Annotated in this window: 7 protein-coding genes, 1 tRNA gene and 1 pseudogene; 6 read left to right on the top strand and 3 right to left on the bottom strand. The window is 63.7% G+C overall.

The genetic code is table 11. The features are described from left to right. Window positions 1-66: 66 nt before the first annotated feature. The 4 genes from fixL (at window position 67) to F6X42_RS33575 (ending at window position 7046) form a co-directional block, all read left to right on the top strand. Window positions 67-2583, top strand: a complete 2517-nt coding sequence (fixL, locus tag F6X42_RS33590; RefSeq protein WP_222945817.1) for an oxygen sensor histidine kinase FixL — start codon at window positions 67-69, stop codon at window positions 2581-2583. Continuing rightward, on the top strand, window positions 2580-3224 hold the full coding sequence (gene fixJ, locus F6X42_RS33585) for an oxygen response regulator transcription factor FixJ (RefSeq protein ID WP_187638299.1): 645 nt from the start codon (window positions 2580-2582) through the stop codon (window positions 3222-3224). The genes fixL and fixJ overlap by 4 nt, the downstream gene beginning before the upstream one ends. A gap of 403 nt (window positions 3225-3627) precedes the next feature. Then, window positions 3628-4491, top strand: coding sequence for a bifunctional methylenetetrahydrofolate dehydrogenase/methenyltetrahydrofolate cyclohydrolase FolD (gene folD, locus F6X42_RS33580; protein WP_187638298.1), 864 nt, complete (start codon window positions 3628-3630; stop codon window positions 4489-4491). A 449-nt stretch (window positions 4492-4940) separates the two neighbouring features. Continuing rightward, a complete protein-coding gene (locus F6X42_RS33575; protein WP_187638297.1) occupies window positions 4941-7046 on the top strand; it encodes a M3 family metallopeptidase in 2106 nt (701 codons plus the stop codon). Window positions 7047-7119: 73 nt separating this feature from the next. Here F6X42_RS33575 and F6X42_RS33570 read toward each other — a convergent pair whose 3' ends face one another. Next, entirely contained in the window at window positions 7120-8421 is a 1302-nt protein-coding gene (locus tag F6X42_RS33570; protein WP_187638296.1) for an amidohydrolase family protein, read from the bottom strand. Window positions 8422-8587: 166 nt separating this feature from the next. Here F6X42_RS33570 and F6X42_RS33565 point away from each other — a divergent pair, with 166 nt between their 5' ends. Beyond that, window positions 8588-9286: an aspartate/glutamate racemase family protein gene (locus tag F6X42_RS33565; protein WP_187638295.1), complete on the top strand. Its 699-nt coding sequence runs from the start codon at window positions 8588-8590 to the stop codon at window positions 9284-9286. 102 nt (window positions 9287-9388) lie between these two features. Here the strand turns inward: F6X42_RS33565 and F6X42_RS33560 are convergent. Then, window positions 9389-9465: transfer RNA gene (locus F6X42_RS33560), tRNA-Met, on the bottom strand. 450 nt (window positions 9466-9915) lie between these two features. Between F6X42_RS33560 and F6X42_RS33555 the strand changes: the two genes are divergently transcribed. Beyond that, on the top strand, window positions 9916-11115 hold the full coding sequence (locus F6X42_RS33555; RefSeq protein WP_187638294.1) for a tyrosine-type recombinase/integrase: 1200 nt from the start codon (window positions 9916-9918) through the stop codon (window positions 11113-11115). Between the two features lie 501 nt (window positions 11116-11616). Here the strand turns inward: F6X42_RS33555 and F6X42_RS33550 are convergent. Next, window positions 11617-11730, bottom strand: a pseudogene (locus tag F6X42_RS33550) (IS5/IS1182 family transposase); the annotation flags it as partial.

The following is an 11730-nucleotide window of genomic DNA, read 5'->3' as shown; positions in this document are numbered from 1 at the left end:
AATAACTGCACTTTCCGCGCTTTTTTGCGTCATTTGTCGGGGACGTGCTGAGCTACAATGCCACGCATGTTGACCGAACGGCTTTTCTCTCGCTCGGCGCGCACCGCGGGTTCGCCGGCGGATTCGTCGCCGTCCCCGCGCTGGCACCACGGACCCTGGTGGTCCAATTCCTATTTGCTGACGCCGCTCCTGTCGATCCTGGTATTCCTGGTCGTCATGAGCCTGATTCTTTGGAGTCTGAACCGGCGCGAGCAGCAACAGCAGGAAGACACGCTGTACCGCAACGTCGCGTGGGCGCAGCAGCAGATCCGCCTGTCGATGACAGGCGCGCAGGAGCAGATCCAGGCGCTCGCGCGCGACCTCGCCGCCGGCCATGCCGACGAGCATTCTTTTCAGGTGACCACCACCGACATCATGCAGGGGCATCCCGAGATCCTCTACATGAACTGGTATACCGGCCTGCAGCAGCCGCGCTGGCCCAACGCCGCGCCGCCGGTGCTCGGCCAGCGGCTCGCGCGTCCGAACGACGCGCAGATGGACGAAGCGGTCAAAGCCGGTTTCGCCGAAGCGCGCAACACGCGCCGGCAGGTGTACTCGCCGCTCATCTACGACGACCTCGGCAACGGCTTCATCACGCTGCAGACGCCGATCTTCCGCGACCGCGATTTCCTCGGCACTGTCGCCGCGGTGTTCTCGGTGGAAGGCATTCTGAAGCGCGACATCCCGCCCGAGCTGTCGGCGAAGTACAAGATCTCGATCATCGACGTGAACAACCGCGAGTTGACCACCACGTCGACCCGCCCGCGCCTGCCGCGCGACATGTTCTACGATCTGCCGCTCGACCCGCCGGGCCAGGGCATCTCGGTGCGCGTGTACGCGTTCCCGCAGATCACCAACTTCACGAACAACACGCTGGTGTGGCTGGTCGCCGGCCTGTCCTGCTTCGTGCTGTGGAGCCTGTGGAGTCTGTGGAAGCACACGCGCCAGCGCTTCGAGGCGCAGCAGGCGCTCTACGCGGAAGCGTTCTTCCGCCGCGCGATGGAAAACTCGGTGCTGATCGGCATGCGCGTGCTCGACATGCACGGCCGCATCACGCACGTGAACCCGGCGTTCTGCCGCATGACCGGCTGGGACGAAAGCGATCTCGTCGGCAAGAGCGCGCCGTTCGCCTACTGGCCGCGCGACGCTTACCCCGAAATGCAGCGCCAGCTCGACATGACGCTGCGTGGCAAGGCGCCCTCGTCCGGCTTCGAGCTGCGCGTGCGGCGCAAGGACAGCTCGACGTTCCACGCGCGGCTCTACGTGTCGCCGCTGATCGACAGCTCGGGCCGCCAGACCGGCTGGATGTCGTCGATGACCGACATCACCGAGCCGAAGCGAGCGCGCGAAGAACTCGCCGCCGCCCACGAACGCTTCACGACCGTGCTCGAAAGCCTCGATGCCGCAGTGTCCGTGCTCGCCGCCGACGAAGCCGAGCTGCTGTTCGCGAACCGCTACTACCGGCATCTGTTCGGCATCCGCCCGGACGGCCACCTCGAACTCGCGGGCGGCGGCTTCGACAGCTCGCAGGCGTCGTCCGATTCGATCGACATGGTCGACACCTTCGTCGGGCTGCCCGCCGCAGCGCTGACCGAAAGCACCGCCGACGCGCAGGAAATCTACATCGCGGGCATCCAGAAGTGGTTCGAGGTGCGACGCCAGTACATCCAGTGGGTCGATGGCCATCTCGCGCAGATGCAGATCGCGACCGACATCACGACTCGCAAGCGCGCTCAGGAACTGGCGCGCCAGCAGGACGAGAAACTGCAGTTCACGAGCCGTCTGATGACGATGGGCGAAATGGCCTCGTCGCTCGCGCACGAACTGAATCAGCCGCTCGCCGCGATCAATAACTATTGCTCCGGAACCGTCGCACTGGTTAAATCCGGTCGGACGACGCCCGACAATCTGCTGCCGGTGCTCGAAAAGACCGCGCAGCAGGCGGTGCGCGCCGGCATGATCATCAAGCGCATCCGCGAGTTCGTGAAGCGCAGCGAGCCGAAGCGCCAGGCCACGCGCGTCGCGGACATCGTCGCGGATGCGGTGGGCCTCGCCGAAATCGAGGCGAGAAAGCGCCGCATTCGCATCGTCACCGATCTTCGCTCACGCCTGCCGGTGATCTACGTCGACCCGGTGCTGATCGAGCAGGTGCTGGTGAACCTGCTGAAGAACGGCGTCGAGGCGATGGCCGAAGCGCGCCCGAACGCGGTCGATCCGGTCATCCGGGTGGTCGTGCGGCTGGAGAGCGGCTTCGTCTGCATCAGCGTCGTCGACCAGGGGCCGGGCGTCGACGAAGCGACCGCCGAGCGTCTGTTCGAACCGTTTTACAGCACCAAGTCCGATGGCATGGGCATGGGGCTGAACATTTGCCGTTCGATTATCGAATCGCACCGCGGCCGTCTGTGGGTGGTCAACAACGTCGAATCCGATGGCCACATCACGGGCGCCACGTTCCATTGCAGTTTGCCTATTGGAGAGCCTGACGGTCCGAGCAACGGCGGGTCCGAGGCACCGACACCACAAACCGTTACGGGAGAGCTATGAACAGCCCAGTCACCACACAGGAAACCGTCTTTGTCGTCGACGACGACGAGGCGGTGCGAGATTCGCTGCGCTGGCTGCTGGAGGCGAACGGCTACCGCGTTCAATGCTTCTCGAGCTCCGAGCAGTTTCTCGACGCATGGCAGCCGCATCAGCATCCGGGCCAGATCGCATGTCTGATCCTCGACGTTCGAATGTCCGGCATGAGCGGGCTCGAGTTGCAGGAACGCCTGATCGCCGACAACGCGTCGCTGCCGATCATCTTCGTAACGGGCCACGGCGATGTGCCGATGGCGGTGTCGACGATGAAAAAAGGCGCGATGGACTTCATCGAAAAGCCGTTCGACGAAGCCGAACTGCGCAAGCTCGTCGAGCGCATGCTCAACAAGGCGCGCAGCGAAAGCACCAGCGTGCAGCAGCAGCGCGCCGCGGCCGAGCGCCTGGGCAAGCTGACCGCGCGTGAGCATCAGGTGCTCGAGCGGATCATCGCCGGCCGCCTGAACAAGCAGATCGCCGACGACCTCGGCATCAGCATCAAGACGGTCGAAGCGCATCGCGCGAACATCATGGAAAAGCTGAACGTCAACACGGTCGCCGATCTGCTGCGACTCGCGCTGTCGAATAAGCCGCAAACGGCGCAGTAACAGCGACACGGGCGGCCCTGATTCGAAGGGCCGTTTTGTTTGACCGGTCCGCGACGGCCCGAGCGACGCTGGGTTCCGGCGTGCGATCGGCCGACCCGACCCGGTCGCGTGGCGCTTTCTCGCCGTCACGCGAGCCCATCCGTCACATCCCGTACGGTTTCGCACGCGTGCCGCGCACCCCGAATCCGCTGCGGAAGCGCGTCCCCCGCGCCGGTATAATGTCGGACTTTAAAGCGGCGCCTTGACCGAACCGGCAGCGCGCCCGTCGCACCGCGACCGGGCTGCGTCAACCAGCCGAAGCACGCCGTCGCGCGCCCCTCCGCGCGAGCGCTTCGACCCGCCTGCCAAATCGCCTGCCCCGACCCGATTCCCGATCCAATCTCGACCCAACGTTCGACCGACCATGACTGCCAAACTGATCGACGGCCTCGCCCTCTCCAAGACCCTGCGCGCCGCCGTCGCGGCGCGCGCCGCCGCCCTGACCGCCCGCGGCCATCAGCCGGGCCTCGCCGTGATTCTGGTCGGCGACAATCCGGCCAGCGAAGTGTATGTGCGCAACAAGGTGAAGGCCTGCCACGACAACGGCCTCGGCTCGTCGTTCGACCGTTATCCGGCCGATCTGCCCGAGGTCGAACTGCTCGCGCGCATCGACGAGCTGAACCGCGATCCCGCCATCCACGGCATTCTCGTGCAGCTGCCGCTGCCGAAGCACATCGACAGCCACAAGGTGATCGAGGCGATCGCGCCCGAGAAGGATGTCGATGGTTTCCACGTCGCCAATGCGGGCGCGCTGCTGACGGGCCAGCCGCTGTTCCGTCCGTGCACGCCGTATGGGGTGATGAAGATGTTCGAGGCCTACGGCATCGATCTGAAGGGCGCGAACGCCGTGGTGATCGGCCGTTCGAACATCGTCGGCAAGCCGATGGCGCTGCTGCTGCTCGAAGCGGGCGCGACCGTCACGATCTGCCACAGCAAGACGCGCGATCTGGCCGCGCACACGCGCAACGCCGACGTCGTGGTCGCCGCGACCGGCCTGCGCAACCTCCTGACCGCGGACATGGTGAAGCCGGGCGCGACCGTGATCGACGTCGGCATGAATCGCGACGATGCCGGCAAGCTGTGCGGCGACGTCGACTTCGCGGGCGTCAAGGAAGTGGCCGGCCATATCACGCCGGTGCCGGGCGGCGTCGGCCCGATGACGATCACGATGCTGCTCGTCAACACGATCGAAGCGGCCGAGCGCGAGGCGGACGCGGCAAACGCGTAATCGCCGGGCGGCGAGCACGCTCGCCGCCGTCTCGCCGAAACACCGCGTCGTTACCGCGTCACCCGATACCCCGCCGCCGCCGTGCGGTGCACGAGCGCGGCAAGCAGCGCCGCATCAACGGCGTCGTGCCGATCGATAACACGCCATACACCAAGGCCGGACAGAACAGCGCATGCACAGCAGCGGATCGCACCGTACGGTGTCGCGCAGCAACCCGCTCGCGAGCGGCTCGCAGCCCCCCTGCGACCCTGACCGCCCGAACCGCCCAACGCATCGCAACATCTGTTAATTTGTCAGCCGATGGATTGGAATCGGCGTCCCCCGCCCCAATAATTCTCAACACCCGGTGCCGCCACGCGCCGTGCGCGAGCGTCGAGCGAGCCACCACCAGACGGCACGCGCAAGCGCCGCCGCACCGCCCCCTTCACCCGCGTCAGACAGGAAGCCTTATGTCCACTACCGCCACGCATCAAGACAATCCGCTCCTCGATTTTTCCGATCTGCCGCGTTTTGGCTCCATCCGACCCGAACACGTGACGCCCGCTCTCGACGTGCTGCTCGCCGACGCGGCGGCCGCCGTCGAGCGTGCCGCGCTGCCGGTCACGCCCGCGTCGTGGGCCGACGTCGTCGAACCGGTCGAGCGCGCCACCGAACCGCTGTCGCGCGCGTGGAGCGTGATCGGCCATCTGAATGCCGTCGCGGATACGCCCGAGCTGCGTGCCGTGTACGGCGACAACCTGCCGCGCGTGACCGAGTTCTGGTCGAGCGTCGGCCAGAATCTCGCGCTCTACGAGAAGTACAAGGCGCTGAACGCGAGCAACGAATTCGCGTCGTTGAACGACGAACGCAAGAAGATCCTCAGCAACGCGCTGCGTGACTTCCGCCTGTCCGGCGCCGAGTTGCCGGAACACCAGAAGCCGCGGTTCGCCGAATTGCAGGAGCGCCAGGCGGCGCTGTCGAAGGCGTTTTCGGATCACGTGCTCGATGCGACCAACGCGTATGCGTACATCGTCGATGCGGGCAACGACGCGCAACTGGCGGGGCTGCCCGAAGACGTGATCGAGGCCGCGAAGGAAGCCGCCGAGCGTGATGGCAAGACCGGCTACAAGTTCACGCTGCACTTTCCGTCGTATTTCCCGGTCATGCAGTACTCGGAAAACCGTCCGATGCGTGAAACGATGTATCGCGCGTACGTGACGCGCGCCTCCGAACTCGGTGCGCAATACGGCAACGGCAAGCCTGAGTGGGACAACACCCAGGTGCTCGCCGACGAGCTGAAGCTGCGCGCCGAAGAAGCGCACATGCTCGGCTACGGCAACTTCGCCGAAGTGTCGCTCGCACCGAAGATGGCCGAATCGCCGGCGCAAGTGATGGCGTTCCTCGAAGACCTGGCGACGCGTGCGCGTCCGCACGCGGAGCAGGACTGGAAAGAGTTGCGCGAATTTGCCGCGAGCGAACTCGGCATGACCGATCTGCAACCGTGGGACATGACGTTCGCCGCCGAGCGTCTGCGCCAGAAGCGCTATTCGTTCTCGGAAAACGAAGTGAAGCAGTACTTCCCGGAAGACGCCGTGTTCAAGGGTCTGTTCAAGGTCACCGAGACGCTGTTCGGCGTGCGCATCCGCCGCGACGAAGCGGCGGTCTGGCATCCCGACGTGCGCTTCTTCCGCGTCGAGAATCAGGACGGCGGCCTCGTCGCACAGTTCTATCTCGACCTGTATGCACGCGAAGGCAAGCGCGGCGGCGCCTGGATGGACGACGCGCGTGGCCGCCACAAGCTCGCGCATGGCGCGGTGCAAACGCCGGTCGCGTATCTGACCTGTAATTTCTCGGCGCCGGTCGGCGGCAAGCCCGCCTGCTTCACGCATGACGAAGTAATCACGCTGTTTCACGAATTCGGCCACGGGCTGCATCACATGCTCACGCGCGTCGATGAGCTCGGCGTGTCGGGCATCAATGGCGTCGAATGGGATGCGGTCGAACTGCCGTCGCAGTTCATGGAGAACTTCTGCTGGGAATGGGACGTGCTGTCCGACATGACCTCGCACGTCGATACCGCGAAGCCGCTGCCGCGCGAGCTGTTCGACAAGATGCTCGCCGCGAAGAACTTTCAGAGCGGCCTCGGCACGCTGCGGCAGATCGTGTTCTCGATGTTCGACATGCAACTGCATACCGGCTTCGATGCGAACGGCGCGAAGAGCGCCAACGAACTCGCGCGCGAAATCAACGAGCGCTTCCATGTCGTGCCACAAGCGCCGTTCTCGCGTTGGCCGAATACGTTCAGCCATATTTTCGCGGGCGGTTACGCAGCCGGCTACTACAGCTACAAGTGGGCGGAAGTGCTGTCGGCCGATGCGTACGCTGCGTTCGAGGAAGCCGCGCAAGCGGCAGGAAGCGTGCTCGATCAGTCGACCGGCATGCGCTATCGTCGCGAGATTCTCGAAGTGGGCGGCAGCCGTCCGGCGATGGAATCGTTCAAGGCGTTCCGCGGCCGCGAGCCGAATATCGATGCGCTGCTGCGGCATAACGGCATGGCGCCGGGTGCCGCGCACTGAGCGATGCCGATAGAAAAACCGGCGGTCTGCGCAAGCAGGCCGCCGGTTTTTCATTGATGCGCGAGATGCCCGGCTACGCGCGATGCAGCTTGAAATCGACCTGGCCCGGCCGCCCTTCAAGCGATAACGACGCCCGCGCGGCCGGCGCGCGGCTGACCACCCTGCCCCGGCTCACCACCACGAGCCGCGCGGCGCGCAGACGGATCGCCTCGAGTTCGTCGCGCGCATCGAGCACGACGAGACTGGCCGCGCATCCGGGCGCGAGGCCATAGTCTTCCAGACCGAGAATGCGCGCCGCGTTCACGGTCACCGCGTCGAAACAGGCGTGCATGCCGTCGACACTGGTCATCTGCGCAACATGCAAGCCCATTTGCGCGACTTCGAGCATATCGGCCGACCCGAGGCTGTACCACGGGTCCATCACGCAGTCGTGGCCGAATGCGACCGTGATGCCCGCGGCCAGCATCTCCGGCACGCGCGTCATGCCGCGCCGTTTCGGGTACGTGTCGCTGCGGCCTTGCAACGTGATGTTAATGAGCGGATTGGCGATCGCCGCGACGCCCGACTCGCGCATCAGCGGCAACAGCTTGCTCACGTAGTAGTTGTCCATTGAATGCATCGACGTCAGGTGCGAACCGGTGACGCGTCCGTGCAAGCCGAGCCGATGCGTTTCGGCCGCGAGCGTTTCGATGTGGCGCGACAGCGGATCATCCGATTCGTCGCAATGCATGTCGACGCGCAGGCCCTGTTCGGCCGCGTACTCGCACAGCATGCGCACCGACTCGGCGCCGTCGGCCATCGTGCGCTCGAAATGCGGAATGCCGCCGACCACGTCGACGCCCATGCCGATCGCGCGCTTCAGATTGTCGAACGCACCGGCGCTGCGCAGCAGACCGTCCTGCGGGAAGGCAACCAGTTGCAGATCCAGATACGGCGCGATCCGGCGCTTGACTTCGAGCAGTGCCTCGACCTCTAGCAGATGCGGATCGCACACATCGACGTGGCTGCGGATCGCGAGCAGGCCGCGCGCGACGGCCCAGTCGCAGTACTGCATCGCGCGCTCGATCAGAGCGTGCTGCGTGAGCTCAGGCTTCAGCTCGCCCCATAGCGCGATGCCTTCGAGCAGCGTGCCCGACGCGTTCACGCGTGGCAAACCGTACGACAGCGTCGCATCCATATGGAAATGCGGATCGACGAACGGCGGCGTCACGAGCGAACCGGCCGCGTCGATTTCGTCGCGCGCGCTGGCGGCCAGGTTCGGCTCGACCGCGACGATGCGGCCCGCGTCGATGCCGATGTCGACTGGGTGCGGGTGATGCGGGGACAGCTGGGCGGCGCTGCGTGGCAGCGTCGCGCGGCGGATGATCAGATCCATGTATCGCTCCGGTTGATCGCGTTCGGACTCGCTACGATTCTATCGGCGCCAGAAAAATGCGTAACGCCGATGCGTACCGGCGCGCGGGCCGCAATCCGTACCGGCCTCGCGCGATGCGACGCGCCTATACTCGCCGTTTTCGACCATGCATTGACGGAGCGTATAGATGAAAACGATCGGCGTGATCGGCGGAATGAGCTGGGAGTCGTCCACCGAGTACTACCGGCTGCTGAACCGCCACGCGAAGGCGCGGCTCGGCGGTCATCACAATGCGCGCAGTCTGCTGCTGACCGTCGATTTCGCGTCGATCGAAGCGAACCAGCGCGCCGGCGACTGGCACGCGCTCGGCGAGCAGATGGCCGACGCCGCGCGCCAACTCGAACGCGGCGGCGCCGAGCTCGTGATCCTCGCGACGAACACGATGCATCGCGTGTGCGAATCGATCGAGCAGGCGATCACGGTGCCGTTCCTGCACATCGCCGATCCGACCGGCGCGGCGCTGCGCGCGGCGGGCGTCGAACGCGTGGGCCTGCTCGGCACGCGCTATACGATGGAGCAGATGTTCTATACGGGCCGGCTGCGCGAGCGTTATGGACTCGAGACGCTCGTGCCTGACGACGACGAACGCTCGGACGTGCACCGCATCATTTACGACGAGCTTTGCCACGGTAACGTGGAGGACGCGTCGCGCAAGGTCTATCAACGCGTGATCGAGCATCTGGCTGCGCGTGGCGCGCAGGCGGTGATACTCGGTTGCACGGAGATTACGCTGCTGATCAAGCCGGAAGATTCGGTGCTGCCTGTGTTCGATACCACCGCGTTGCATGCGCAGGCGGCGGTGGAGTGGGCGATTGGAGGGCAGTGACGCATACTGCCGCGAGCTGCGACAAGCAAACGAAGCGCAAACGAAGCGCTGAAAGTCAAAAAGCCCGCATGGCTTGCGCGATGCGGGCTTTCAACAATGCTTTGGTTGCGGGGGTAGGATTTGAACCTACGACCTTCGGGTTATGAGCCCGACGAGCTGCCAGACTGCTCCACCCCGCGTCAGAGAAAAGGATTATATAAGGTCGCTGGCAAAACGTCAAACCTCTGGGCAGAACTTTTCTCAAACGACGTCGTCTGGCGAAAGTTCTTCGCGCGCTCGGCGCGGCGTGATGATCAAGCTCGCTTATCGAGCCTCGCGATGCTGGAACTCGAGACTCGATAAACACGCGTGAGCATGGGAACGGCGTGGGCGACGTAACAGGCGCCGGTTTCGACCGGCGCGGCCCCCGCTATAATCGGCCTTGCTCTCATCACGCACGCATCGGATATTTCCGTGAAAATCGTCACCTGCTATCTTCATCGATGACCGAGGATATCCGCAGAGTTCCATGAGACGGCTGGAAGCCCAGCATCTACAAGGATTTCAGACCATAGACATCCAAAGAAAATCTGGGCTGTCCAGGCTAAAACTGTATATCGTTCTGTATATCGCCTGCCCGATATACGGCCATGCATTCCTACCCAACCAAGCTGTCGGACGCCGCGTGCAAGAACTCGAAGCCGCGCGAGCGCAGCTACACGCTTGCAGATGGCGGCGGACTTCACCTACTCGTCAAATTCAATGGTGCGCGCCTGTGGCAATACCGCGCGACCGTTCGGGGCAAGCCCGTTCTGGTGTCGCTTGGGCAGTACCCGGACGTCGGACTATCGGAGGCTCGCCGCAAGCATCAGGACGCCCGCAAACTGGTAGCCCTTGGCATTCATCCGACCGAGGATCGAAGGCGCCGAGAAACGGAGCTGAAAATTGCAGAGCGGAAACGCCAGGTCGGATCATTCCGAGCTGTATGCACTGTCTGGCGCGCACGTACGGACGGCTCGTTGCGCCCCGCCTCTATCGCTCAACGCGAGCGAGAGATAAACAAGCACCTGATTCCGAAGCTGGGCGATCGCCTGATGGTAGACGTTACGCGATTTGATTTGGCGGAGTTGTTGCGGGACATATCCGCCCGCACGCCTGAAGTGGCGCACAATCTGCGCACATATCTGAGTGCAATATGGGAGCATGCCGCCGACCACGGGATGGTGGCCGCCAACATCGTCCCGCTGAAGCTGACCGGCAGAGGGCCGAAGGCGAGCCACGCCGCGCTAAAGACTGCACGCCTGGGCGACTTCCTGCGCGCCCTGGACGCCGACCCCGCTGACCTACAGGGGAAGATCGCAATTAAGCTCATCATTCTGAACGCCGCGCGCAAAAGCGAGGTAATTGGCGGTCAGTGGGTGGAAATCGATTTTGACGCTGCCGAGTGGCGCATCCCACCTGAACGCATGAAAAGTGGAAGGGAACACGTCGTGCCGTTGTCGCGTCAGTCCGTTGCGCTTCTGCGCGAGCTACGTGCCCTATCTGGCGAGGACGTAATGTTTCCGAACAGGCGTGACCCCAAGCGCCCAATGGCAGGCCGGAGCATCAACAATGTAATGGATCGCATGGGCTTCACGGAAGAAGCAAAGCCGCACGGTTTCCGCACGCTGTTCAGCACATACTGGCACGAAGCCTTGGCACCGAACGACGTAATCGAACTGTGCCTGTCGCATAGCGTCGGCTCTACGGTAAGCCGCGTTTACAATCGCGCGCTGCTGTTAGAAGAGCGTCGCGAGTTGCTGCAGCGCTGGGCCGACTTAATCGATAACTTGACACAGGTGTCCGTCTAATCCCGCAATTACACGTGAGCACATATCAAAGCGATACGCGTGTGGCCCGGAGAGTGCCCTGATTTACTTTATTCGTGCGAGGCGACGGTGCGGCATCGCCTCGTGCAGATTCTCTTATCGGCTGCCGGGGTGGCTTGCTTTTCTTCGATGGATATAACGCGTATTTGACAGACCCAACGCTAAATTCGACGCCCTTGCCTCTCGCATGCTCAACGATTTCTTCCAGCGTATATCCCTTTTCCTTCACCGCGCCGATCACCACCCGTATCTCTTTCATCGCATCGGTGATCGAGACGCGCTGCTCAGCCTCCGGCTTGACAGGCAGTGATTCGAGAGAGTGGACAAGCTCATCCCATTGCGCACGTGTATAGGGAAACGCTGATCAATGGCCCAACTGCCCAAATTGCAGTCGAGACGGCGTCGAATTTTCCGGATGACAAAGCGATTCGACGCTCAATTCGCTGAATTGGACGCGCAAACGAGCCTCACTGCTCGCATTTTTCATGCGCCTGACGGATTGCTCCCATGGACCGATCGCATCAGATTTCGCGCAATCACCAGATTCGCCAGAGCGAACAGGCTGAACAGTTGCGCGGTGTTCTTGGCCAAGCCCTT

Source organism: Paraburkholderia podalyriae (assembly GCF_014397785.1).
GTDB lineage: Bacteria > Pseudomonadota > Gammaproteobacteria > Burkholderiales > Burkholderiaceae > Paraburkholderia > Paraburkholderia podalyriae.
Note: the sequence above shows the minus strand (reverse complement) of the source record. Positions and strands in the feature narration are given on the sequence as shown.